Origin of the sequence: Campylobacter concisus, from assembly GCF_002913745.1 — a bacterium.
GTDB classification, from domain to species: Bacteria; Campylobacterota; Campylobacteria; order Campylobacterales; family Campylobacteraceae; genus Campylobacter_A; species Campylobacter_A concisus_R.
In genome coordinates this window covers 1-24,921 of the sequence record NZ_PPCG01000006.1, presented here as the reverse complement: position 1 = coordinate 24,921, position 24,921 = coordinate 1, and the positions used below count along the sequence as shown (strand labels likewise).

Sequence of the window (24,921 nt, the reverse complement as noted above, 5' to 3'; positions counted from 1 at the left end):
TCTTTAAACAAAGATATTATTAACAAAAGTAAAATTTTAAAGCAAAGGAGCTTATATGAATAATGACTTGCGTCAAAAGATAGATATACGCTTAAGTGAGCTTAGTGCGTTGCCTAAGATGAAAAGCGACTTGAGTATTGCGCAGCTTTTAAAAGATAAGGGCTTTACGAGGCGTGATTTTATGAAGTGGGCTGGTGCGATGACAGCTTTTATGGCATTGCCAAGTGCGATGACACCGATGGTTGCTCGCGCTGCTGAGCTAAGTGATAGGCTCCCTGTGATATGGCTTCACATGGCAGAATGCACTGGCTGTAGCGAGGGCTTGCTAAGAACTGACGCTCCAAGCATAGATAGCCTTATATTTGACTACATAAGCCTTGAATACCACGAAACTATCATGGCGGCTGCTGGCTGGCAGGCTGAAGAAAATTTAGAGCATGCGATAGAAAAATATAAAGGCAGATACATCCTGCTAGTTGAGGGTGGCGTCCCAACGGGAGCAACTGAACACTTTTTAACAGTCGGACCTCACGGCACAAGCGGCAAAACTCACGCTGTAAATGCCTCTGCTAACGCTGCTGCTATCTTTGCTATTGGCACCTGTTCTAGCTTTGGCGGTATCCAAGCAGCTAAGCCAAATCCAACAAATTCAGTCGGTCTTTCAAAGGTGACTGATAAGCCAGTCATAAACGTGCCAGGCTGTCCTCCAAGCGAGAAAAACATCGTTGGCAACGTGCTTCACTACTTGCTATTTGGCACCTTGCCTGCACTTGATGTTTATAACAGACCAAAATGGGCTTATGGCTTAAGAATTCACGATCTTTGCGAGAGACGTGGCCACTTTGATGCAGGCGAATTTGTCCAAAGCTTTGGCGATGAAGGCGCAAAAAATGGCTACTGCTTATATAAAGTAGGCTGTAAAGGTCCATATACATTTAATAACTGCTCACGCGAGAGATTTAACCAGCACACATCATGGCCAGTTCAGGCAGGTCATGGCTGTATAGGCTGCTCAGAGCCAGACTTCTGGGATACGATGGGGCCGTTTGAAGAGCCGATGGCTGATAGGTTATTTGACACTGTTTTGGGACTTGGTGCTGATAATGTAAGTGATAAAATAGGCATTGGAATTTTAGCACTTGCTGGTATTGGCATAGCGGCTCACGCTGCACTAGCTTGTATGAGTAAAGATAAAGAATAAGGCGAAAAAATGAGTGAAAAAAGAATAGTAATAGACCCTATAACACGTATCGAAGGGCACTTAAGAATAGAAGTTGTAGTCGATGAAAACAACGTTGTAAAAGAGGCTTACTCTGGCTCAACTCTTTGGAGGGGCTTAGAGCAGATAGTAAAAAACAGAGACCCAAGAGATGCTGGCTTTTTTATGCAAAGAATTTGTGGCGTTTGCACATACTCACACTACCGAGCAGGCATAGTCGCAGTTGAGGACGCCCTTGGTATCAAGCCTCCGCTAAATGCTGAGCTAACTAGAACGCTCATGAACGCAGCTTTATATCTTCACGATCACATCGTGCACTTTTATCAGCTTCACGGCATGGACTGGGCAGACGTCGTCTCTGCACTAAGCGCAGACGTGCATAAAGCTAGCGAAGAGGCATTTAAATACACAAGTACGCCATTTGCAACAGGCGCAGATAAGCTAAAAGAGGTAAAAGAGAGGGTTGAAGCCTTTGTTAAAAAGGGCAACCTTGGACCATTTGCCAACGCATACTGGGGACATAGCACATATAAATTTACACCAGAGCAAAACTTAATCGTCCTCTCTCACTATCTTGAGTGCCTTAGGATCCAAAGAACAGCAGCTCAGATGATGGCTATCTTTGGTGCAAAAAACCCACACCCACAAAGCCTAACAGTTGGCGGCGTGACCTGCGTGATGGACCTTATGGATCCAGCTAGAATGGGCGAATATATGAGTAAATTTGCTGAGATCAAAGAATTTGTTGATAGAGCTTACTATCCAGACATTTTGATGGCGGCTAAGGCTTATGCAAACGAGCCAAGCGTTCTAAACGACGTTGGCGTATCAAATTTATTCTGCTACGATGAGTTTTTGATCGGCAAAAATGACCATCTATTTAAAGGTGGCATCATCTTAAATGGCGATCTTAGCAAGGTCTATGACATAGACGAAGACAAGATCACAGAAGAGGCAACAAGAGCTTGGTATAAAAATGACAAAGCACTTCACCCATATGACGGTGAAACTGAGGCAAACTACACTGGCCTTGTTGATGGCGAGAGCATAGACGGCGAGGGTAAACTAGCTCATAGCAAGCTTTTTGACACAAAAGGCAAATATAGCTGGATCAAAGCGCCAAGATATGATGGCATGCCTATGCAAGTAGGACCGATCGCAAGCATCGTCATAAACTACGCTAAAGGCAACGAGAGAGTTAAAAAAGTAGTCGATGAGTTTTTAGCAAAGAGTGGCTTGCCACTAATTGCAGTTTTCTCAACTCTAGGTAGAACTGCTGCTCGTATGCTTGAAGCAAAAGTGGTCGCAGAGCACACTATGGACGCATTTAATGCCTTAATCGAAAATTTAAAGACAGATCAAGAGACCTGCGCAAAATATGTAATCGATAACAAAAAAGAATATAAAGGAAATTTTCAAGGCAACGCTCCACGAGGCGCGCTTAGCCACTGGTGCCGCATAAAAGATGGCGTCATCTCAAACTGGCAGGCAGTCGTGCCAAGCACTTGGAACGCCTCTCCAAAAGATGCCAAAGGTCAAATGGGCAGCTACGAGGCGTGCTTAGTTGGTATGAAGATCGCTGATCTTTCAAAACCACTTGAGATAATACGAAAAATTCACTCTTACGACCCTTGCATAGCGTGTGCCGTGCATGTTATGGACACGAAGGGAAATGATTTTAGTACTTATAAGATAAATCCAAATTTGTAAGGAGAAAAGATGTCACATAAAAATCCTGACAGGATCAGCGAATATGAATTCTCCATCGGCGTTAGGCTGACACACTGGATTAGATTTATAGCTATCACGCTTTTGATTGTGAGCGGCTACTACATCTCTTATGTCTTTATGAGTCCAGAGATCACGAGCGAACCTACAAATTTCATGCAAGCAAAGTGGCGTTTGGCGCATCAGGTCGCTGGCTTTGTGCTAATAGCGGTATTTATCTTTAAATTCTATCTATTTGTCTTTGATAAACACAGCAAAAAAGAGTGGATGAGCGTGCTTGACTTTTTAAGTCCAAAAGTTTGGATAGCGCAGATCAAGTACTACATCTTTATGGGGCCACACCCGCATTTAAGGGGCGTTTATAACCCATTGCAGTTTGCCTCATACTTTTTCTTTTACGTCATCTTAGCGCTCATTTGCCTAACTGGCCTAGTGCTTTACGCTCACGTTTATCACAATGGACTTGGCGGAGCGATCTACGAGCCAGCAAGATACTTTGAAGAGCTTATGGGTGGGCTAGCAAATGTTAGAACGATACATAGAATTTGCATGTGGATCATCATGATATTTGTGCCTATTCACGTTTATATGGCGATATTTAACGCCGTTAAAGGCAAAAATGGAGCGATGGACGCCATCGTTAGTGGCTATAAATTTGTAAAAGAACACTGATGAGAGTGCTGGTTCTTGGCATTGGCAACGTTATGTTTGCCGATGAGGGCATAGGTGTTCATTTTGTAAATTTGATGGCTAAAAACTATAAATTTACAAGTTCTAAAAATGAGCTTACTCTAATGGACGGGGGCACTTTAGCCCTCACTCTAACTCACATCATAAGCGAATTTGACTATCTTATCGTCGTTGATTGCATTAGCGCAAATGGCGCAAGCGTAGGCGATGTTTATTTTTTCGACTTTCTAAATGTACCAAATTTTATCAGCTGGGACGGCTCGGCTCACGAGATAGAGATGCTCCAGACCCTTCATCTAATGGAGCTTGCGGGCGATAGACCTACGACTAAAATTTTAGGCATCGTGCCTAGCCGCATAGAGTCATCAAATTTTAGCCTCTCAGATGAGGTTATAAACGCTTCTATAATTTTAGAAAAAACGCTGCTTGATCACTTAAAAGATCTTGATTTTAAGTGTGAAAAGGTGGCAAATTTTACCCTAAATGATATCGTTGATGAATATGCTAAAAAAGGTTTAAAATGATACTTGCTTTTAAATTTACTTGCCACAAGGACGCTTCGTTTCTGGCTCCATTTTTACGCTTGCTTGCTGGCGATCTAGCTCATAGTCTAAAGTGCAAAGATGATGAAATTTGTCTAAAGGTAAGTGGTAATACCAGTGAGCTTGAGAGCGTGGCAAATAGAGCAAGTACGCTCTTGCCATTTAGTCTTTTTATAAAGCACAGTGAGGTCTTGGCTGCAAGTGAGCTTGATGAAGATAGCAAGATAAATGAGATAAAATTTGGCGGCCTAACTCCGACTCAAGCGAGCACATTTTTAGCCAGCGAAAGGGCTATCTTAAATGAAAGTGGCGTGCTTGCTTGGAGTAAATTTGATGGCGAGATAACGCTTGGTAATTTTAATGAAAAGCTCAAAGCTTGCCTAAATTTATTAAAAAACGGCAAGAGCATTTGCGTAGAGCAAGATGAAAATTTATATGAAATTTCTCTTGGCGTAAATTTTGACGCAAATTTCTTAATGCCTGTAAATTTAAAGCAGCTACCAAAAATTTTTATTGCCGATGATAGAGCTTTGACATTTTTAGCTAGCTTTGAAAAGCCACTTTTAGCACTAAAGACGACAGCCATTTATAGACAAAATCACGAGAATGCGCCGCTATTTTTTGACGTGATGGCACCAAACGATCTTTTTCTTTATGCCATTTGTGAGAGGATAAATAAAGAAAATTTTAGCTTTTTAAGCGTTAAAGTAAAGGAGCAAAAAAATGCTCTTTCAAGACTAACTCTGCTTGAAAGTAGCGCAGTTTTAAGCCCATTTTTCTATGCAAAAAACGAGGAATTTGAGCTTAGTAATTTTAGCGATATAGCTTTGGGGCTAAAATTTAGCAAATTTAGTGATGACGAAATTTGCCTGCTTTCAAAATCAAGCAAAACGCAGCTTCTATTTTTGCCAAAATTTAGTAGCTTTGAAGAAATTTATGAGCTCATAAGAGCCGAGGAGGGCGGCGAAAGGCTACTTGAAAATTTCAGCAAAGAGCATACTTTACCAAGTGGAAATTTTAGCTCAAATGCTAGCTTTTTCTCGCTATTTTGCATAGTTGGGCGCATACTTGGCTTAGGTGATGACTTTAAAAAAGCAGGGGAGAATTTGCTATTAATGGCAGCTGATTTTAGCAGTCAAAAGGGCGTTAGGATCGATTACAAGATGAAAGATGACTTTGGTTTAGACGGGGTTAAGTTTGTAAAAAGTATCATTTCGTTTGTCCTTGCTGGCGCTGGAGAGAAGAACATCAGCTTTGGTTGCACCGAGTCTTTGGCGCACTTTTTGAGCGATTTTAGCTATGAAAAACGAGATAAATTTAATATCAAAAATGTTACTTTAAGCGGGGATTTATTTTATAATAAGGTAGTTAGCAACTTGATAAAAAAGCACCTAAACCCAAATATAAAAACAAATTTTAACCCCGGATTTGGCGTTGAGATCAAGCTTTAGATATGAGATCAAAGGCTTAGTTCAAGGCGTTGGCTTTAGACCTTTTGTCTATACTTTGGCACACAAATTTAAGCTCGTTGGTGAAATTTACAACGACGATGAGGGCGTGAAGCTAAATTTTAGCGGTGATGAGGCTAGCTTTTTGGCTTTTGAAAAGGAGCTTTATGAGAAGCTGCCAGCCATTGCTAGGATCGATGAGCTAAAGAAATTTAAGATAGATAAAATTTATGAAAAGCTTGAGATCATCGCTTCAAAGAGAGCGACCAAACAAGCGCCTATTTTGCCTGATTACGCACTTTGTGACGACTGCTTGCGTGAGTTTAATGACCCAGCAAATCCACGTTACAAATACCCATTTATAAACTGCACCAACTGCGGGCCTAGATTTTCGATCATCAAAGCATTGCCTTATGACAGGGTAAATACGACGATGAATGAGTTTAAAATGTGTAAATTTTGCGAGAGCGAGTATAAAGACCCGCTTAACCGCCGCTACCACGCAGAGCCGATCTCTTGCCCAAATTGCGGACCAAAACTCTATCTAAAAGATAAATTTGGCAAAGTCTTGGCTAGTGGGAACGAAGCGGCTAAAGAGGCAGCTAGGCTCATAAACGAAGGCAAAATTTTAGCCATTAAGGGACTTGGTGGCTTTCATTTGGTTTGTGACGCGACAAATGAAGCCGCAGTTTGCGAGCTAAGAGCTAGAAAACACCGCCCAAGCAAGCCCTTTGCTCTGATGAGTAAAAATTTACAAAACGCTAGAGAGATAGCGCAAATTTCAGAGGCGGAGGAGAAACTACTTAGCTCAAATTTAAAGCCTATCGTCTTACTTGAGGCAAAAGATGGCTCAAATATCGCAAAAAGCGTCGCGCCAAATTTAAACAAGCTTGGCGTCATGCTCGCATTTAGTGGCATACATCTTTTACTGTTTGATTATTTAGAACACGACATAATCGCAACTAGCGCAAACATCTCAGGCGAGGTTGTGATAAAAGATGAGAGTGAGCTAAGGGAAAAACTAGGTGAGGTTATAGACTTTTACCTTGATCACGACCGCGAAATTTACTCGCCAAGTGACGATAGTATCGCATTTTGCGTTGAAGATGAGACGGTTTTTACAAGAACGAGCCGCGGCTTAAATCCAAATTTCATCCATACGAATTTCAAGCAAAAAGGGACATTTTTAGCCCTTGGAGCAGAGCTAAAAAGCTCATTTTGCATCTACAAAGACGGTCTTTTGATGGTTAGTCCATATATCGGCGATCTAAAAAACGTGGCGACTTTTGATAGATTTAAAGACATTTTCACACTTTTTGAAACGACTTATGATCTAAAAATAGACAAAGTTATAGCCGATTTGCATCCAAATTTTTTAAATACAAAATGGGCGAAGGATCAGGGCTTTGAGCTAGTTCATCTGCAGCACCACTACGCGCATCTGCTAAGTGTGATCTTTGAAAATGATTTGCCAGATAAAGAGTATCTTGGCTTTTGTTTTGACGGCACAGGATACGGAGAAGACGGCAAAATTTGGGGTGGCGAGGTCTTTAGGCTGGATAAAAATAGCTACAAAAGGGTTTATCATTTTGATGAATTTAGCTTATTTGGCGGCGAAAATAGCATAAAAAATATCTATCTCATCGCTTATTCTATTATTTTGAAGTATGAGTTTGAGGACGAGGGGCATAAATTTTTAGTAAATTTTGATGAAAAGGTGCTTAGAAATTTCAAGATGATGGAGCAAAAGGGGCTAAACTTAGTAAAAACTAGCTCTGTTGGTAGGATATTTGACGCATTTGGTGCGATAATATGTGGCATTTTTCACTCGAGTTTCGAGGGAGAGAGTGGCATGAGGCTTGAGGCGCTTTATGATAAAAATTTAGATGCGTGTTATAAATTTAGCCTAAATGACGGAGTTATCGGCTTTAAAGATGCCTTTAAAAGTGCTTTAAAAGATGAGCCAAGAGTGGCTGCAACGGCATTTATAAATGGCATGGCTGATATCATTTTTGAAATTTCTAAAAGTGAGAAAAAAGAGATTTTACTAAGCGGTGGAGTTTTTCAAAATAAGACTTTGCTTGAGCTTATTTACAAAAAATTTACTGAAGTAAATTTGAAATTTTATATCAATAAGAAATTCTGCAGTAACGATTTTAACGTAAATTTAGGGCAAATTTATTATTATTTATCCACATTTTCTAATAAGTGATGTATAATGATTATAAACGGTAATCAAACGAGAAAGGAGCAAAAAATGGATAGTGTTATACGTTTTAGTGTTTCTTTGCCTAGTCAATTACTAGACGAACTAGATAGAAAAGTTAGCGAACAAGGCTACGCTTCTAGAAGTGAATTTACAAGGGATTTGATCCGTGAAAAGATCGTAAGCGACAGCTGGAAGGACGCTAACGAGGAGTTGATTGGGGTTTTGACGCTCATTTATGTGCATCATCACAACGATTTGGTGAATAAAAAAATGGATATCGAGCATGACTCTGATGTGAAGATCATCTGCACAAATCACGTTCATGTCGATCACCACAACTGCTTAGAAACGATCTCGATAAGAGGTGAGGCTAGCAAGATAGAGCGCTTTGCTGATAGGATTGCTGGCTTAAAGGGTGTTAAGTTTTCTAAACTTACAAAGGCCGCTGTGCCTAAATTTTAAGCTAAAAGCTTTTTTGGCTATTAAATTTAGGTTTTTTTAAAAAAGCTAGCAGCGCTTTCTTGGCTGCAGAGCTTGTCTTATTTTGTCTTTTTGGTAGTTTTTAGCAGTTTTTGTGATCCATTTTTGCAAATTGATAGCTGGTTTTGCTATTTCTTGCTTGCCTGATATCTTTTTTGTGGCGAAAGTTTGATGACCGTTTTTTTTACTTGGGCTTTGGCTAAAGCTAAATTTGCAAAAGCCCGCCCAAGTTTTTTGGCTTTAAATTTCTCCCTTTTTTTCTTTATTTTTGTTCTGGCATTTTTGGCGCTTGTATGCTATCATTAGCCACAAAAAAATGTCATTTAAAGAGAATGAAAGATGAATTTTTACAATAGAAATTTTCTAGCCAAAGAGCTAGATCGCTGGCAAAAAGAGGATGTGGTCGATAAGGCTACCGCTTTAAAAATAGCAAATTTATATGATATAGACCTAAACGCTCATAGCGAAAAGACTAGCTTTATCTTAAAATTGGTTGCTTATCTCTTTTTCGCGCTGGCATTTTTTACCCTTGTTGGAGCCTACTGGGAGGAGATACCAAGGATGGGGCGCCTTGTCATCATCTTTGGAGTGCTTGCTCTTTTAAATTTTGGCGGAGTTTATTATCTCAAAAAAGGCAAAGATAAGCTTGGCACAGCCACGCTCTTTTTGGGAAATTTCTGCTACGGAGCAGCCATAGCGCTTATCGCTCAAATTTATAATATTAGCGACGAGCCAAGCGGTGGAGTTTTGCTCTGGAGCGTTGGAGCGATGGCGCTCTCTTTTGCTAGCAAAAAGCCCTTGCTAGTGGCTCAAAGCCTTGTTTTTGCGACGATCTGGTTTGTTTTAAAGGGCACGGGCGGCGAGTTTGCTTATGAATTTATCGTCTTTATAGCCCTTGGCGCCTACACGCTTTACAAAAGTGACTCTATTTTTCTTGCGATTGTGCTTTTAGCAGATATATTTTTCTACATCGTTTCGCTTTGCGCTAGGATCAGCGGGTTTAATGAATTTTATGGCTATGATCTTATGTTTAGAGCGCCGATGGCTGCTACTTTATCGCTCTCATACGCGCTCTTACTTGTCGCACTCTTTAGCACATTAGCTAGCTTTAGAGATAGGCTAGCGCACCTTGTAAAAGGCTTTGGCAAGTATCTTGGCATCGTTATCTTGATCGTTTGCCTGATAGCTTATGCAAATGGCGATATATATGAGCTAGAAGAAGATAAATTTTGGTTTGCAAAAGCATTTTTTTATAGCAGTTTTGGCAAGGTTTTTGCCGTATTTAGCATCGCTAGCATTGCGCTATTTTTCAAAGAGAAAAACAAAAGCGGCTTGCTCCTTGGCTTGATACTCTTTGCGTTGCCATTTGTCTTTAGCTTGGGCGTTGGATATGCAAATCTCTTCTTCTCGCTAGCAAACATCATCGTTGCAGCCGTGCTTATCAAAAATGGCGAGCTAGCACTTGGACTATGCATGATATTCTTAGTTGCGGTGGTTAGATACTTTGAGCTAATAGGCGATTATTTGGGGGCTACGGCGCTATTTATCATCTTTGCCTTCGTCGTGCTCGCAGTCGCTGCTAAAAAAGGACGTACAAAATGAAGATAAGATCACTAATACTAGCCATAATCTTTCAAATTTTACTAATAATTGCGATGCTCGCATACGCGCTCATGCCACTTTATCTTGGAAAAGAGGTAAAAGTGAGGGTAAATCTTTACGATCCAAGGGATCTCTTTCGCGGAAACTACGTGAGCTTGAGCTATGATTTTTCAAATTTACAGCAGTCTAAATTTGATGAAAAGACTGGCGTTGAGATATATATATATGATAGAAATATCTCAAAAAATGATGAAATTTACGCCATTTTAAAGCAAGATGCTAATGCTACTTACGCTTTTGATAAATTTAGCTTTACTAAGCCAAAAGACGCTCTTTTCTTAGCTGGCAAATTTGATGGATATTTATTTGTAAAATATGGCATCGAAGAGTTTTACATGCCAACTAAAAAGGCAAAGCAGACTGAGCGAGAGATGATGGATCAAGATGTGGATGCTGTTGCTGTTTTGATGGTGATGGATGATGGTAGGGCAAGGCTAAAAGATATCATCATCACACCAAATGGCAAAAAAAGAAGCAATGATGAAAATTTTGATGAAAATGGCTACACAGATGATAACGAGAGCTTTGAAGAGCCAGTTCGCTTGCAAGATCAAAGGTAAATTTAAAGGATGATTAAAAAACGGGTTAATTTATCTCATTTGCATAAAATGCCCTTAAATTTTAATTTTATTTTTAAATTTAAGCGTTAAAATCACTAGAAATTAATAAAAAAGGATAAAAAAATGTGTAAAGACTGCGGTTGTTCAATGGGTAATCACGCCCATACTCACACTCACGCTGATGGCACTACTCACTCACACCCACACACTCATGATGGGCATACAGATCACGCTCATGACGCACATGAGCATAGCCACGAGGCTCACGCACACCCTGTGCTAAACGAGAGCAAAACCATAGACGTGATAGAGAAAATTCTATCTGAAAACGACAAAGAGGCTGCTCACAACAGAGCGCATCTTGATGAGAAAAAGATACTTTGTGTAAATTTAATGAGTAGTCCAGGCGCTGGCAAGACTACCCTTTTAGAGGCTACGATAAAGGCTGGTAAATTTAAAATAGGCGTTGTCGAGGGCGATCTTGAGACTAACCAAGATGCCGACCGTATAGTAAAAGCTGGCGCAAAAGCTCATCAGATAAGCACAGGTCAGACCTGCCATTTAGACGCATTTATGGTGCATGAGGGGCTTCATCATCTGCCACTAAACGAGCTTGATCTAGTCTTTATAGAAAATGTTGGAAATTTAGTCTGCCCTGCAAGCTACGATGTTGGCTCGCACTTTAACGCTGTGCTTCTGTCAGTGCCAGAGGGCGATGATAAGGTTAGCAAATATCCAGTGATGTTTAGGGCTGCTGACGTGCTTTTAATCACTAAAGCTTCGCTTGCGCCGCACTTTGACTTTGACATCGAGCGAGTGAAAAACGACGCTAGAAAGCTAAATCCAAAGGTCGATATCTTTGTGATAGATAGCAAAACAGGCGAGGGCATCGATAAATGGATAAGTTATTTGGAATTTAAAAAAGAGCTAAGATAATGTGCCTTTCGATCCCTTCAAAAGTAATAGAAATAGATGAAAACAACGTTGCTACCGTTGAGACTCTGGGCGTTACTAGAAAGGTAAGCCTAGATCTCATCTCTGAAGAGGTAAAAGTTGGCGAATACGTGCTAATCCACGTTGGATACGCCATGCAAAAGATCGACACGCAGTTTGCGCTTGAGAGCTTGGAGGTCTATCAAAAGATCGCTGAGGATATGGACGCGGGGAAAATTTGATGGATCTTATCAATGACTTTCGCGATAAAAATTTAATCCTTGCCCTTTCAAAACTGATACAAAAAGAGAGCACAAAGCCCCTAAATATCATGGAAATTTGCGGTGGCCACACGCATAGCATTATGAAATTTGCACTGCCAAGCTTAGTTGGAGAGCATATAAATTTCGTCCATGGCCCAGGCTGTCCAGTCTGCGTGATGCCAAAGAGCCGCATAGACGAGGCCTGTAAGCTTGCCAGCATGGATAATGTGATCTTTTGCACGCTAGCTGATATGCTAAGAGTGCCTGGCTCAAAGACAAGCTTGCAAAAGCTTCGCGGCGAGGGACACGACATAAGAGCACTTTACACGCCACTTGATACGCTAAATATCGCTAAGCAAAATCCAGACAAAAAAGTCATATTTTTTGCGATCGGCTTTGAGACGACGACTCCGATGAGTGCAAATTTAGTTGAAAAAGCGGTGCAAGAGGGCATTAAAAATTTATACTTTCATATAAATCACGTAACCGTCCCAGCCCCAGTTAGGGCTATAATGAGCGATGAAAACGTGAGGATAGACGCATTTTTGGGACCAAGTCACGTAAGCGTCATCACGGGTAGTAAAATTTACAAAGAGCTAGCGAGTGAATTTAAAAGGCCCATCGCCATTAGTGGTTTTGAGCCACTTGACATCATGGCAAGTGTGCTAAATTTAGTTCGTCAGCAAAACGCAGGCACTTATGAAGTCTATAACGAGTACGCAAGGGCGGTCAAAGAAGAGGGCAACCTCAAGGCAAAAGAGCTCATAGCTAAGTACTTTAAGCCGTGTGACTTTGTCTGGAGAGGCCTTGGCGAGATAGCGCAAAGTGGCATGAAACTAAAAGATGAGTTTGCCTATCTTGACGCTAGGGTGCAGTTTGACTGCAGTGTAGAGAGCGCTGGCGAGAGCAAGGCTTGCATTTGTGGGCAAATTTTAAGAGGGCTAGCAAAGCCGACTGATTGCAAGGTCTTTGGCAAGGTTTGCAACCCACAAAATCCGATAGGATCGTGCATGGTATCAAGCGAGGGCGCTTGTGCGGCATATTTTAAATACGCAAGAGTTGGTTAAGGAATTTAATGAAAAAGATAATGCTAAGCCACGGCGGCGGCGGCGAGGAGATGAACTCGCTTATAAACGAGACGATATTTAAAATTTTTGATAACGAAATTTTAAGGCAGAGCAACGACTCAGCGATACTAAATTTAAACGGCAAGATCGCATTTAGCTCTGATAGCTTTGTGGTAACTCCTATTTTTTTTAATGGCGGCGACATCGGCAAGATCGCGGCTTGCGGCACGATAAACGACCTAGCAATGGTTGGAGCAAGCGCAAAATACCTAAGCTGCTCGCTCATCATCGAAGAGGGGCTTAGTATAGAAGAGCTTGAAAAGGTGCTTGGCTCGCTTGCAAAAACTTGCAAAGAGAGCGGCGTGAGCGTGGTTTGCGGCGATACGAAGGTCGTGCCAAAGGGCAAATGCGACAAAATTTTTATAAACACAGCAGGCATCGGCGAGATAGTTTGCGAGGGCGTGGAGCTTAAAAATTTAAAAGCAGGAGCAAAAATCTTAATCTCTGGAGATGTTGGCAGACACGGCGGTGTGGTGCTTGCTGCAAGAGAGGAATTTGAGCTTGGGCTTGATCTAAAAAGTGACTGCAAGAGCCTAAAAGAGGTTGTCTTAAAGCTGTTTAGTGCTGGCATAAAACCACAAACTATGCGTGATGCGACAAGGGGCGGACTAAGTGCGGTGCTAAATGAGTGGGCTAAATTTAGCAAATTTGACATCTTGGTTTTTGAAGAAAATATCAAGGTCGCAGACGAAGTGATGGGCGTTTGCGAGCTATTTGGATTTGAGCCTTATGAGCTTGCAAATGAGGGCACTTTTGTGATGGCTGTCGATGAGAGCCAAGCTGAGGACGCACTTAAAATTTTAAGAGAATTTGATAAAAACGCGATGATAATTGGCAAGGTAATGGATGCAAAAAACGAGCGTGTCATCATCGAAAACGCCTATAAATCAAGAAGATTTCTCGAGCCGCCAAAGGGTGAGCTGCTACCAAGGATCTGCTAATGCACGAGCTTAGTATCGTTCAAAATTTAGTTAGCCTTTGCGAGAAAAATGCCGCCAAAGAAAACGCAAAAGAGATAAGCAAGATCGAGATAAAAGTTGGCCGTTTAAGCGGAGTGGAGCCACACTATCTGGAGAGTGCATTTGACGTTTATAAGGCTGGCACGATCTGCGAAAACGCCGAGCTTGTCATAAATTTACAAGGCATTGTTGTAGAGTGTTTGGACTGCGGATTTGGTGGGGAGCTTAGCGAAAATGACTTTACCTGTCCAAAGTGTAAAAGTCAAAATTTAAAGGTGACTGACGGCGAAGATATGTATCTTATGCGCCTTGAGATGAAGTAAAATTTTACGCATTATAATGCGTAAAATTTTATGAATTTATTGATTTTTTATGGATAGTGTTAAATTTTTCTCAATCAAACGCCTAAAGAGCTATAAAAACGAGCAAGAGCATAAAAAGAACTTTTTGCTAGTGCAGGCTGGCTTAAAAGCTTGGTATTTTAGAAATTGCCACTAGAAATTTAGCTTTTAAGGCTTTGGTGGATAATAACAAGGTAGATATTTTAAGCTCTTTTGGTGGCTACTTTGAGCTAGCTGATCTCTTTGTCTCAAAGCAAACTTTTGGATTTTGGGCAAAAATCATCGATGAAGCTAAAATCCACAATGATGTCGTCAATCTTGATAAGCTTTATTTTAAAAAGTATTCTAAATTTAACCGCAAAAATAAACTTTTAAACTATCAAAAAGTAAAGATTTTATATGACCTTGCTGTTAAAATTCGAAACCGAGCATTTCATTTTGAAAATCTATATAAGCTAAATGACGATCAAACGCCGAGAATTTCAACTCGCGTTGGTAAAACTTTAGTAGGCATTGATCCGCAAATGTTAGAAAATTTTATTAATGATGCGTTGTTTTGTTTTGATGAGGATCTGGCAAGATACTTAGAATGAGTGGCGGATAATAAGCTCCGCCGTGAACTTCGTCGCAATTATACTAAACAATAATTATTTTATGCTTAACACTTTTTACTCAAATATCAAAAACGGAGCTTGCAGGACGTTTCTTATTATCTTTAGTGGCGAGAGTAGGGCATCTCGCAATATTTGCGTCGAGTACTCTGGCTTTTCAGTCGTGCCTCGTATGGCAATGACGGTTGAGAGCGAGCGGTCTTTGCCAAGGATGATTTGGTTGATAAGTGGGATCTTGTCGATGATACCGCTTGCGTCTTTTAGTATCTTTAGCTCAAGGTCTATGTTTATCTTTTTGCTCTTTAGATCGATCGTGCCGCGTCCGCCGATATCTGCGCTCGTGCCTATCATCTCAATCGCTAAAAACTCGATCACGTCACCCTTTCTAGTTAGTAAAATTTTGCCGTTTTTAACAGTAAAACCCTTGTCGTTAAAGTCAGGCGTTTTAAAGCTAAGAAGCGATGGCACCGAGTTTAAAAAGCTTAAGAGCCTTTGATAAAAGATGTAGTCTTTTAGATACGTGCCAAAAAATCTCACCTCAGCCTTAAACTCTTTTGTGCTCTCTCCAAGCAGTTTTAGGCGAAATTTACCGCCCTCAAAGCTCTTTATACCAAAAAGGTCGTTGATAAACTCGCCACTTATATCAGTTGCGTCTAAATTTATGCTTTTCTCATCGCTAAAATATCCAACTCTGCCTTGCTTTGCTAGTCCATTTAGCGAGGTGCTTTTGCCTTTTTTCTCGGCGCTAAAGCTAGTAAATGGCAAGGTTTTGTTTAAGTCCTTTAAGATGATGTCGCCATTTTTTGCAAAGAGCTCAAGTGGCGTGCTTTGTTCTTTTGTGCTGTTGTCATCAAGCACTAACAAATTTAGGTCGTTGCTCTTAGCCTCTATGCCTTTTTCGGCGATATTTAAAGAGAGCTTTTTGCTCGCACTTTGCACTTTTACGCCAGCCTTTGAGACCGTGATCAAAAAGTCGTCACTATCATATTTTGAGCTATTTTTATCCAAAAACGGCATATCAAATTTAAGCCCTTTTGCCAAAATTTCAAGATTAATAAAGTCCTTGCTCTTTATGCTCACATCTTCAAAGCCAAGCACGCCATTTTGCTTTAAAAGTGGGGAGTTTTGCATGATAAATTCGCTATTTTTTGTAGCTATCACGCTCTCATCACCAAAGCTTAAATTTAGTCCAAAAGGCTCAATGCTAAGCGTGGTCTCACTTGGCTTACTAAAGTCAAGAAGCGCGCTAAATGACTCATTTTTAAAGGCTAAAATTTCATCATTTTTCTCTTTTAGATCAAAGCTTTCTATGACACCTTTTATCTCGCCGGTGCTTTTTTGTAAATTTATATCTGCTTTTGCATTTGCTCTGAAAAAATCAAGCCCAAAGCCGCTTGCATCGATGTTTAGCGTAGAAGTATTTACAAGCTTTACAAGGGCACTTTTAGCGTTAAATTTACTTCCAGCGATATCTAAAACCGCGTCACTTATCTTAAAATCGCCATTTGCAATAACGCTCTTTTCGTCAAAATTTTCCAAACTCTTTTCATCAAGCTTTATCAAAATTTTTAAGCCAGCGTCCATTTTGCCGCTTAGCTGCCTAACTGGCACGTTGATCTTATAAGCTCTTAGTATCTCATTTATCGCCTCATCGTAAATGGAATTTGTCTTTATAAAAAGCTCTAAATTTGCACTTTTTTCATCAAAGATGTTATTTATAGCAACATTTGAACCATCAAGCTTTTTGCCTTTATAGACTGGAGCTGTAAGGTCAAATTTAAGCTTCGAGTTATTAAGCGTGATGTTTGCCTCAGCGACATTTACAGCTGGCAAGCCTTTATCAAATTTAACAAGTAAATTTTTGGCATTTGCAGTCGCGTTTAGCTCGTTTAAGAAAAGATCATTTTCTTTAAGGTCAGCCTTGCCGTTTATCTCATTTAGGTGATAGTCATCAGCCACGATGTAGCCATATATCCAGTTTTTAACCTCGCTGTTTAGGTGTATGCGACTATCAAGCTCAGCGATGAAGTCCTTTATGCTGCCAGCATTTACGTCATAGGCTTTGTAGGTTAAAAGCGTATCTTTTAAGGCAAAGCTAAGCTTGCCATTTAACTCGTGCGAGGTGAAATTTCCATCAAATTTATAATCATCCTTGTCAAAATTTGCACTGCCTTCGCCGCTAATGCTGACGTTAAAGTCTTTAAGGCTTAAATTTTTTACTATGAAGCGATCTATGCCATCTTTCTGCTTATTTTGAAATTTGATATCGATGTTTAGATAAGGGCTATCAACGAAAAATATATCATCTAAAAATAAAATTTTGATCTTAAAATCATCGCCGATTTGCACGCTCTCAAGCGAAATTTCTTGAAAAAAGGTCTCAAGATAATCAACGCCTTGACTAAGGTTTAAAAGCTGCTTGTCGCTAGCTTTTTGCTCTGTGTTTTGTTTAAATTTAGGTAGCTTGATCTGCTTTGCTCTTACAATTATTTTTTTATCTAACTTTATATATAATTGCTCCAATTTTACGCCGTAAAACTCGAAATCGTTAATTTTTATGCCGTATTTTAAAAGCAAAAGAAGCGAAAGAATTAAAATGATAAAAAATTTTATAAAAAAGCCATACCTAGATATTTTCTTTGATATCGTACTCATCGTCGTCCTAAGTCTTTTTGTATATTTGGCACGCCCCATAAACACGAGCAAAGTCGTCTTTGTGCCAAAGGGAAGTGTGGGCGAGATTATATCTTATTTAGCTAATCGCAACTTTAACTTAAGCGCGATCGACAAGTACGCCATGCGCTTCATCGGCTCGCCTCAGTCTGGCTGGATCGAGATAGGCAAAGATAAAATTTCAAGGGTTGATTTTTTAAAAAAACTTGCCAAAGCAAAGGCTGCGATGACTGAGATCACGCTCATCCCTGGCGAAACTACTATCGTTTTTTTAAATCAAATCGCTGCCCAGCTTGGGCTTGACGGAGCTAAACTAAATAGCGAGTATAACGCCCTTGCGCCAGTCGCTGATGGCTTTTTGATGCCAAATACTTATAAGATCCCAGTTGGCATCAGCGAGAGGCATCTAGCTTATTACCTTGTAAATTCGTCTAAAAAGGCGCAAAGCGAGATCAGCAGAAAAATTTTTGGCGAATACAACGAGAAAAAGTGGTTTAAAATTTTAACCATCGCCTCTATCATCCAAAAAGAGGCCGCAAACGACGCTGAGATGCCTCTTGTCGCCTCAGTCATCTACAACCGCCTAGATAAGGGCATGAGGCTGCAGATGGATGGCACGCTAAATTATGGCATCTACTCGCACGATGTGATCACGGCTGAGCGCATAAGAAGCGATATGAGCGAGTTTAACACCTATCTAAACGACGGCATACCGCCAAGTCCAGTCTGCTGCGTCTCTATAAGTGCGATCAAAGCGGCGATAAACCCTGCAAAGAGCGATTATCTATACTTTGTGCTTGATAAAAAGGCGAAAAAACACATTTTTTCAAAAACCTTAAGCGAGCACAATCAAAATATCGCAAAATAGGGCTAAAATACAACTAGCTTTAATAAAAAACGTGATAAATTTCAAAAAATCAAAAGGGCTAAAATGAGTGACATTATCTGGACTAAAACCGACGAAGCACCGCTATTTGCAAGCTACTCTCTCTTTCCTATCGTTAAGAGCTTTTTATCACGCGCTGGCATTAGCATAACTAGGGCTGACATAAGCCTTGCTGGGCGAATTTTATCTCTTTTTAGCAAAGAGCTTGGGCTAAACAAGGCTGATGAGCTAGAGCTTTTGGGCGAGCTAACCGCGCACAAAGAGGCAAATATCATAAAACTGCCAAACATCTCAGCCACGCTCGTTCAGCTAAAAGCGGCAATTGAGGAGCTAAGAAACAAGGGCATAAACGTGCCATTTTATCCAGATGAGATCATCACAGACTACGACGAAGAGGTCGCTAAAAAATATGCAAAAGTGCTTGGTAGCGCTGTTAATCCAGTGTTAAGACAAGGAAACTCAGACAGAAGAGTTTTGCCACCGGTTAAAGAATTTGCCAAAAAGCACCCACATAGCAATGGCGACTGGGACAAGGCAAATAAAACTAAAATTTGCTACATGCAAAAGGGCGATTTTTATGAAAATGAGCGCTCAATCATCGCTAGCAAAGATGAGAAATTTTATATAAATTTCATAAGTTTAGATGGCAAAAAAGAGCTTTTAAAAGAGCTTAATATTCAAAGTGGCGAGATCGTAGATGCGACGTTTTTAAGCGCAGATGAGCTAGATAAATTTTATGAAAGCTGCTTTGATGAGGCAGAAAAAGAGAATTTGACCTTGAGTTTGCATCTAAAATGCACGATGATGAAGGTTAGCGACCCTGTCATCTTTGCACACGCGATAAAGAGCTATTTTAATGAGGTTTTTGAGCTATTTGGTGAGGAGTTTAAAACTCACGGAGTTGAGGCAAAAAATGGCTTAAAAGATATGTTTGCTAAAATTTCAACTCTTAAAAATAAAGATGAAATTTTGGCTAAATTTGATGAAATTTTGAGCAAAAAGGCAAAAATTTGGGCACTAAATGAAAGTGCCAGTAACTTTGACGTGCCAAATGACGTCATCATTGACGCCTCCGTGCCTGCGCTCATTAGAAACTCTGGCAAGGTAAAAGATAAGGACGGCGAGCTAAATTTCTCACTTTGCATGATTCCAGATAGGACTTATGCTAGGGTTTATGAGGCCTGCGTGGCAGACTTTAAGGAGCATGGCGCGCTTGATGTGAGCAACATTGGCAGCGTAGCAAACGTGGGACTAATGGCTAAAAAGGCCGAGGAGTACGGCAGTCACGATAAGACTTTTATCGCAAAAGAGGACGGAGAATTTGTTGTTTGTAACGAAGCTGGCGAGAGTGTCTTTAAATTTAGTGTTAAAAAAGGCGACATTTTTCGGATGACGCAGGCTAAAGATGACGCGATAAATGCGTGGTTTGAGCTTGCTTTAAAAAGAGGCGAAATTTCAAAAGATGAGCTTATATTTTGGCTAGATAGCAGCCGCGCTCACGATAGAAATTTGATAGCTAAATTTGAAAAATTTAGAGATAAATTTACTAATGCTGGCGTGAAATTTGAAATTTTAAACTACGAGCAAGCAACTAAAAAATCGCTTGAAGCAATAAGAGCTGGCAAAAACGTCATAGGCGTAACTGGCAACGTTTTAAGAGACTATCTAACCGATCTTTTCCCGATATTTGAGCTAGGTGGCAGCTCAAAAATGCTCTCAGTAGTGCCATTGCTTGCTGGTGGAGCGATGTTTGAGACTGGTGCTGGCGGGACGGCTCCTACGCTTGTAAAAGAGCTAAAAGAGAGAAATCACCTGCTTTGGGACAGCTTAGGCGAGTTTTTAGCGCTTAGTGCTTCGCTTGAACATTTAGCATTTTTTAGGCAAAAAAAAGAGGCAAAAGAGCTAAGTGACGCGCTAAATAGAGCTGTTGCTAGCTATTTGGACGAAAACAAAACTCCAAACGCCACTCTTGATACCAGAGAGTCGCACTTCTATCTAGCGCTATTTTGGGCAAGAGAGATGGCAAAAAGTGGTGGGATTTTAAGCAAAATTTTTGAAAATTTAGCAGACGAGCTAGAGAAAAACGAGAGCAAAATTCTAAAGCAGATCAGAGAAAAAGATGGTGCAAGCGTAGAATTTGGCGGATACTACCTGCTAGATGAAGTGAGGGCAAATGAGGTCATGAGACCAAGTGAAATTTTAAATCAAATAATAGGATGAGAAAATGAAAATAAGTGTAGTTGGAGCTGGAAACGTCGGTGCGAGCATAGCTTATGCGCTTTGTATGAGAGAGCTTTGCGATGAGATCGCGCTTGTAGATATATTTGGCGACGTGGCGCGTGCAAAGGCGATCGACCTAGCGCAGTCAAGCTGCGTCTTTAACGCAAAAACAAGCGTTTGTGGTGGCGATGATTTTGTGCTCATTGAAGGTAGTGACATTGTCATAGTCACAGCTGGAAGCCCAAGAAAAGAGGGTCAAACTAGAGAAGACTTGCTACTTAAAAACGCCGTTGTAGTAAAGCAAACAGCGCAAAAGATAGCCGAATTTGCCAAAAACGCAGTGATAATAGTCGTCACAAATCCGCTTGATGTGATGGTCTGGACGGCTCATAAATTTAGCGGTTTTAGCAAAAACAAAGTGATCGGCATGGCTGGCGAGCTAGATAGCGCAAGGTGCAGATATGAGCTAGCGCTTTTAAAAGATAAAGACGCCAGCAAGCTAAGAGCAAAGATCGTCGGCGCTCACAATGACGAGATGATCGTGTCAGCTAGCAATATCAGCGAAAATTTAAATGAAAATGAGCTAAAAGCTCTCAAAAAAGAGACAAGCACTGGTGGCGCAAAGATCGTTAAACTGCTTGGCACTTCAGCTTACTACGCACCAGCAGCTGCAGTTGTGAAAATGTGTGAAGCGATCATGGGCAAGAGTGATGAAATTTTAAGTGCTAGCGTGCTTCTTGATGATGAGCTAAGTTGCGGCAGGCTAGTAAGGCTTGGGCGTGAGGGCTTAAAAGAAATTTTAGAGCCAAATATAAATGAAAGTGAGCAAGAGCAGCTAAGTAAAAGCGAAGCTGATATTAGAAAAAATATTAAATTTTTAAAAGAAAATTTGGATTAGGAATATAGATGATAATAAAAGAAAATGTACCTGTTTGGGTCGATGAGAGCAGGTGTAAGGCCTGTGATGTCTGCGTGAGCTACTGCCCAGCAGGCGTGCTAGCGATGAGGCTTGAGCCAAAAGCGGTGCTTGGTAAGATGATAGAGGTTGTCTATGCTGACTCATGTATAGGCTGTCGCGACTGTGAGCTTCACTGCCCTGATTTTGCCATTTATGTGGCTGAAAAAGGCTTTAAATTTGCAAAGCTAACGCCTGAGAGCAAAGAGCGAGCTGCTGCCGTAAAGGCAAATAAATTTGCAAAGCTTGGAGAAAGCGCATGAGAGAGCTAGTATCAACTGGAAATGCCCTAGTAGCAAGGGCTGCGGTCGAGTGCGGCTGTAACTTCTTTGGCGGATACCCTATCACTCCAAGTAGCGAGATTGCCCACGAGCTAAGCGTGCTTTTGCCAAAACATGGCGGCACATTTATACAAATGGAAGATGAGATAGCTGGGATTTCAGTTTCTCTTGGTGCAAGTGCGAGTGGTGCTAAGGCGATGACAGCAAGCTCAGGTCCAGGAATTTCACTAAAGGCTGAGCAAATAGGCCTTGGCTTTATCGCTGAGATACCGCTTGTCATCGTAAATGTCATGCGTGGTGGCCCTTCAACTGGCCTGCCAACCCGCGTCGCACAAGGCGATATCTTGCAGGCCAAAAACCCAACTCACGGCGATGTAAATATGATAGTGCTAGCCCCTAGCAGCTTAGAGGAGTGCTATACGCAAACAGTTCGAGCGTTTAACCTCGCAGCTAGATTTATGACGCCAGTTATGCTGCTACTTGATGAGACGATAGGCCACATGCAAGCAAGGGTTAGTTTGCCAGAGATCAGCGAGCTAGAAATTTATAAAAGAAAAGAATTTAGCGGCGAGCCAAAAGAGTATAAACCATACGAGGCAGCACCAGACGCGCCAGCCACGCTAAATCCTTTCTTTAAAGGCTATCACTACCATATCACTGGGCTTCATCACGGAGCAACTGGCTTTCCAACAGAAGATGGAAAAATAGTTGAATACTCGATGAATAGGCTATTTGATAAGATAAATTTACACACTGATGAGTGCGAGAAATTTGAAGAGTTTATGCTAAATGACGCTGAAATTTGTATCATCGCCTTTGGTAGTGTGGCTCTTTCAGCCAAGCAAGCGATCTTAAATTTACGTGAAAAAGGGCTAAAAGTAGGGCTATTTAAGCCACTCACACTTTTCCCAGCTCCAGCTAAAAAGCTAAAAGAGATATCAAATAAATTTAATAAAATTTTAGTCTGTGAGCTAAATTTAGGTCAATATAGTGGCGAAATTTCAAAGATCATCTTAAGAGATGACTTTGCAAAACTACTAAAAGCAAACGGCAGACCGATAAGCCCAAGCGAGATCGAGGCGAAGATAGGAGAAATTTATGGCTTTTAATTATGATAAATATTTACGAACAGATAAAATGCCTACTCTTTGGTGCTGGGGCTGTGGCGACGGCGTCATACTAAAGGCTCTCATCCGCGCTATCGACACCATGGGCTGGGATATGAACGATGTTTGCGTGGTCTCAGGCATAGGCTGCTCTGGCCGCTTTAGCGGATATATTGACTGCAACACCATCCACACAACTCACGGCAGAGCCGTAGCCTACGCCACTGGCGTAAAGATGGCAAATCCAGATAAGCACGTCATCGTAGTAACTGGCGACGGTGATGGACTAGCGATCGGAGGCAACCACACGATACATGGATGCCGCCGAAATATCGGGCTAAATCACATCCTAATAAATAATTTCATCTACGCGCTAACCAACTCACAAACCAGCCCAACCACGCCAAAGGGCATGTGGACGGTCACAGCGCAATACGGCAACATCGATCCTAGCTTTGACGCCTGTAAGCTCGCAACCGCCGCAGGTGCTAGCTTTGTTGCGCGCGGAAGCGTCATCGAGCCAGAGAAGCTTACAAAGCTTTTTGTAGAGGGCTTTAGCCACGATGGATACAGCTTTTTTGATGTATTTTCAAACTGCCATATAAATTTAGGCCGCAAGAACAAAATGGGCGAGGCGGTGAAAAATTTAGAGTGGATAAAGGGCCGCACAACGAGCAAGGTCAAATTTGATATGTTAAGCGACGAGGAGAAAAAGGGCGTTTTTCCGCTTGGCGTGCTTCACAAAGATGAAGCAAAGATCGAATACACCAAGGCTTACGACAAGGTAAGAAGGGCTGCTATGAGCAATGAAACGATAAATTTTGAGGAGCTAGCATGAAGTCACAATTAAGATTTGTCGGCGTTGGCGGACAGGGCGTCATACTAGCAGGCGAGATCCTCTCAGCTGCCAAGATAAAAGCAGGCGGATACGGTGTGAAGGCATCTACCTACACATCTCAGGTGCGTGGCGGCCCAACGAAGGTCGATATCATACTTGATGAACAAGAAATTTTATACCCTTATGCAAACGAGGGCGAGATAGACTTCATGCTAGCAACCGCGCAGATAAGCTACAATGCCTTTAAAAGCGGCGTAAAAGAGGGCGGTGCGATCGTGGTTGAGCCAAATTTGGTAAAAGTAAGCGACGAGGATAAAAGTTACTGGAAAATTTATGAAATTCCTATCATCTCTATCGCAAAAGACGAGGTCGGAAATGTCATCACTCAAAGCGTTGTGGCTCTTGGCGTGGCTGTGGCGATGAGTGGGTGCATGGATGAAAATTTAGTGCGTGAAGAGATGCTAGCAAGCGTGCCAGCCAAGGTCAAAGAGGCAAACGCCAGAGCTTACGAGCTAGGCCTAAAATACGCAAAAGAGCTTTTAAAATAGAAAATTTGGCTAAATTTAAATTTAGCCAAAACCTCCCAAAATGGATCAGATAAAACTAGAAAATTTCCGCAAAGAATATGGCTTTGATATGCCTATCGTTAGGAGTTTGTCAGCTGGTGAGTGCTTAAAGATAAGAGAAAATTTACTTCATAAATTTAGCCTAGATGATATAGATGAGTTTTTTAAGATAGATAAATTTAGCAAGCTTGATGGCTTTAATGCGGACGAAGCAAATTTTGACCTCAAGGCTGTTTTTAGAAAGCTTAATATCGCCACGCCAAGTGAAATTTGCATAAATTTTAATAAATTTGAGAACATTGATATTTTACACTTTGATGATTTAGATAAATTCTTTAGCGATATCTGGTATCCATCACTTGATGACATTGAGATATTTGATATAAATTTAAACTTTATTGTCTTGGTTAGACACTATGGGGCTATCTATTATTTTACTCTCTAGCTATCAAAAATTTACAAATTTATATGATTTTTGATAATCATACGATTTTTATCCCATTTAAATTTATTAGTTTTAATTATTTATTTAATTTTAAGTAATATCCTCAAAGATACGTAAAATTAGCCGTTTTATAACATTTTATCTATTTTTATTAGTATATATTGCGTGATAATATTATT

At 40.8% G+C, this 24,921-nt stretch carries 24 protein-coding genes; 23 read left to right on the top strand and 1 reads right to left on the bottom strand.

Features of this window, described 5'->3' with window-relative positions; translation table 11 throughout:
• Window positions 1-55 precede the first annotated feature (55 nt).
• From CYO90_RS00670 to CYO90_RS00600, 15 genes are all read left to right on the top strand, one after another.
• Window positions 56-1,201, top strand: a complete 1,146-nt coding sequence (locus CYO90_RS00670; protein ID WP_103578072.1) for a hydrogenase small subunit — start codon at window positions 56-58, stop codon at window positions 1,199-1,201.
• Window positions 1,202-1,210: 9 nt separating this feature from the next.
• Window positions 1,211-2,929: a nickel-dependent hydrogenase large subunit gene (locus tag CYO90_RS00665; protein WP_103578071.1), complete on the top strand. Its 1,719-nt coding sequence runs from the start codon at window positions 1,211-1,213 to the stop codon at window positions 2,927-2,929.
• 9 nt (window positions 2,930-2,938) lie between these two features.
• Window positions 2,939-3,619, top strand: coding sequence for a Ni/Fe-hydrogenase, b-type cytochrome subunit (gene cybH / locus CYO90_RS00660; protein WP_021087640.1), 681 nt, complete (start codon window positions 2,939-2,941; stop codon window positions 3,617-3,619).
• Window positions 3,619-4,161, top strand: a complete 543-nt coding sequence (locus CYO90_RS00655) for a HyaD/HybD family hydrogenase maturation endopeptidase (RefSeq protein ID WP_103578070.1) — start codon at window positions 3,619-3,621, stop codon at window positions 4,159-4,161. Before cybH ends, CYO90_RS00655 begins: the two co-directional genes overlap by 1 nt.
• Window positions 4,158-5,630 (top strand): hypothetical protein, encoded by a 1,473-nt coding sequence (locus CYO90_RS00650; protein ID WP_103578069.1) that lies wholly within the window; start codon window positions 4,158-4,160, stop codon window positions 5,628-5,630. Before CYO90_RS00655 ends, CYO90_RS00650 begins: the two co-directional genes overlap by 4 nt.
• Window positions 5,614-7,839, top strand: a complete 2,226-nt coding sequence (gene hypF, locus CYO90_RS00645) for a carbamoyltransferase HypF (protein ID WP_103578068.1) — start codon at window positions 5,614-5,616, stop codon at window positions 7,837-7,839. The genes CYO90_RS00650 and hypF overlap by 17 nt, the downstream gene beginning before the upstream one ends.
• A gap of 45 nt (window positions 7,840-7,884) precedes the next feature.
• Complete coding sequence (gene nikR, locus CYO90_RS00640; protein ID WP_009293882.1) at window positions 7,885-8,298, top strand: nickel-responsive transcriptional regulator NikR; 414 nt, start codon at window positions 7,885-7,887, stop codon at window positions 8,296-8,298.
• Between the two features lie 357 nt (window positions 8,299-8,655).
• Window positions 8,656-9,918, top strand: coding sequence for a DUF2157 domain-containing protein (locus CYO90_RS00635; RefSeq protein WP_021085075.1), 1,263 nt, complete (start codon window positions 8,656-8,658; stop codon window positions 9,916-9,918).
• Window positions 9,915-10,538 (top strand): GDYXXLXY domain-containing protein, encoded by a 624-nt coding sequence (locus CYO90_RS00630; protein ID WP_021085069.1) that lies wholly within the window; start codon window positions 9,915-9,917, stop codon window positions 10,536-10,538. Before CYO90_RS00635 ends, CYO90_RS00630 begins: the two co-directional genes overlap by 4 nt.
• A gap of 123 nt (window positions 10,539-10,661) precedes the next feature.
• On the top strand, window positions 10,662-11,474 hold the full coding sequence (hypB, locus tag CYO90_RS00625; RefSeq protein ID WP_002941014.1) for a hydrogenase nickel incorporation protein HypB: 813 nt from the start codon (window positions 10,662-10,664) through the stop codon (window positions 11,472-11,474).
• A complete protein-coding gene (locus CYO90_RS00620) occupies window positions 11,474-11,713 on the top strand; it encodes a HypC/HybG/HupF family hydrogenase formation chaperone (RefSeq protein WP_009293878.1) in 240 nt (79 codons plus the stop codon). The genes hypB and CYO90_RS00620 overlap by 1 nt, the downstream gene beginning before the upstream one ends.
• Window positions 11,713-12,801 carry a hydrogenase formation protein HypD gene (gene hypD, locus CYO90_RS00615; RefSeq protein ID WP_021085102.1) on the top strand — a complete coding sequence of 363 codons (1,089 nt, stop codon included), beginning with the start codon at window positions 11,713-11,715 and terminating at the stop codon, window positions 12,799-12,801. Before CYO90_RS00620 ends, hypD begins: the two co-directional genes overlap by 1 nt.
• Before the next feature lie 8 nt (window positions 12,802-12,809).
• On the top strand, window positions 12,810-13,802 hold the full coding sequence (gene hypE / locus CYO90_RS00610; RefSeq protein ID WP_103578067.1) for a hydrogenase expression/formation protein HypE: 993 nt from the start codon (window positions 12,810-12,812) through the stop codon (window positions 13,800-13,802).
• Window positions 13,802-14,143: a hydrogenase maturation nickel metallochaperone HypA gene (gene hypA / locus CYO90_RS00605; RefSeq protein ID WP_021085088.1), complete on the top strand. Its 342-nt coding sequence runs from the start codon at window positions 13,802-13,804 to the stop codon at window positions 14,141-14,143. Before hypE ends, hypA begins: the two co-directional genes overlap by 1 nt.
• A gap of 197 nt (window positions 14,144-14,340) precedes the next feature.
• Complete coding sequence (locus CYO90_RS00600; RefSeq protein WP_258030608.1) at window positions 14,341-14,754, top strand: hypothetical protein; 414 nt, start codon at window positions 14,341-14,343, stop codon at window positions 14,752-14,754.
• A gap of 75 nt (window positions 14,755-14,829) precedes the next feature.
• On the opposite strand, the gene CYO90_RS00595 is transcribed toward CYO90_RS00600, so the two are convergent.
• Complete coding sequence (locus tag CYO90_RS00595; RefSeq protein WP_080657103.1) at window positions 14,830-17,295, bottom strand: AsmA-like C-terminal domain-containing protein; 2,466 nt, start codon at window positions 17,293-17,295, stop codon at window positions 14,830-14,832.
• 73 nt (window positions 17,296-17,368) lie between these two features.
• On the opposite strand from CYO90_RS00595, the gene mltG reads away from it, so the two are divergent.
• The 8 genes from mltG to CYO90_RS00555 all read left to right on the top strand — a co-directional run bounded on the left by mltG (window position 17,369) and on the right by CYO90_RS00555 (window position 24,742).
• Window positions 17,369-18,313, top strand: coding sequence for an endolytic transglycosylase MltG (mltG, locus tag CYO90_RS00590; protein WP_021085067.1), 945 nt, complete (start codon window positions 17,369-17,371; stop codon window positions 18,311-18,313).
• A gap of 63 nt (window positions 18,314-18,376) precedes the next feature.
• Window positions 18,377-20,551, top strand: coding sequence for an NADP-dependent isocitrate dehydrogenase (locus CYO90_RS00585; RefSeq protein WP_103578066.1), 2,175 nt, complete (start codon window positions 18,377-18,379; stop codon window positions 20,549-20,551).
• Between the two features lie 4 nt (window positions 20,552-20,555).
• Window positions 20,556-21,449 carry a lactate/malate family dehydrogenase gene (locus CYO90_RS00580; protein ID WP_103578065.1) on the top strand — a complete coding sequence of 298 codons (894 nt, stop codon included), beginning with the start codon at window positions 20,556-20,558 and terminating at the stop codon, window positions 21,447-21,449.
• Between the two features lie 8 nt (window positions 21,450-21,457).
• Window positions 21,458-21,769 carry a 4Fe-4S dicluster domain-containing protein gene (locus CYO90_RS00575; protein WP_021091402.1) on the top strand — a complete coding sequence of 104 codons (312 nt, stop codon included), beginning with the start codon at window positions 21,458-21,460 and terminating at the stop codon, window positions 21,767-21,769.
• Window positions 21,766-22,896, top strand: coding sequence for a 2-oxoglutarate synthase subunit alpha (locus CYO90_RS00570; protein ID WP_103578064.1), 1,131 nt, complete (start codon window positions 21,766-21,768; stop codon window positions 22,894-22,896). The genes CYO90_RS00575 and CYO90_RS00570 overlap by 4 nt, the downstream gene beginning before the upstream one ends.
• Complete coding sequence (locus CYO90_RS00565) at window positions 22,886-23,731, top strand: 2-oxoglutarate ferredoxin oxidoreductase subunit beta (RefSeq protein WP_103578063.1); 846 nt, start codon at window positions 22,886-22,888, stop codon at window positions 23,729-23,731. Before CYO90_RS00570 ends, CYO90_RS00565 begins: the two co-directional genes overlap by 11 nt.
• Complete coding sequence (locus CYO90_RS00560) at window positions 23,728-24,279, top strand: 2-oxoacid:acceptor oxidoreductase family protein (protein WP_103578062.1); 552 nt, start codon at window positions 23,728-23,730, stop codon at window positions 24,277-24,279. The genes CYO90_RS00565 and CYO90_RS00560 overlap by 4 nt, the downstream gene beginning before the upstream one ends.
• 40 nt (window positions 24,280-24,319) lie before the next feature.
• Window positions 24,320-24,742 (top strand): heat-shock protein, encoded by a 423-nt coding sequence (locus CYO90_RS00555; RefSeq protein ID WP_103578061.1) that lies wholly within the window; start codon window positions 24,320-24,322, stop codon window positions 24,740-24,742.
• The last annotated feature ends 179 nt before the right edge of the window (window positions 24,743-24,921 follow it).